We start from the raw sequence: 503 nt of genomic DNA on the forward strand, positions 1-503 counted from the left end.
ACGTAGAAGCGGCGTTGATCTCCGGCGTCATAAGAGGCCTCGATCTTGCTCTCGCCTTTGATAGTGGGCGTGGAGATCTCCAACAGCAGGCGCTGGTCACCGAAGGTGGCGGCACGTTGCCACAGCAACTCGACCTCATCGCCCTCGTCGGTACCGCTGTAGCCGTCCACTTCATCGGCGACGATCAGCGGCGCGGAGCGACCGCGCATCGTCTTGGTGGATCCCGCCCAGGCGAACATCAGAAAGCCACCGGGATAGGACTTCATCCGCTGGTTGTTCACGCCTTCATGGCTACGCGGCTTGGCCAGTAGGTTCTGCAGCGATGGATTCGCATCCACCATCGGGTTGAACTTGGTTTCCAGCCAGGTAGTCAGATCGCCCTGGCTGGGCTGCATCATCATTTGGCTACGCGGTTCGTGAGCGATGCTGTAGCCCTGCAGGCATAACGCCAATTGGGTCTTGCCCACCTGGGCACCCCACATCAACGAGATACGATAGCAGCC

At 60.0% G+C, this 503-nt stretch carries 1 protein-coding gene; it reads right to left on the minus strand.

The window, feature by feature from the left end:
* A partial coding sequence (locus OP496_RS18350; RefSeq protein ID WP_280565439.1) for a phage terminase large subunit family protein occupies positions 1-503 on the minus strand: 503 nt, incomplete at both ends.

The sequence above is a fragment of the Chromohalobacter sp. 48-RD10 genome (genome assembly GCF_029889785.1).
Classification (GTDB): Bacteria; Pseudomonadota; Gammaproteobacteria; order Pseudomonadales; family Halomonadaceae; genus Chromohalobacter.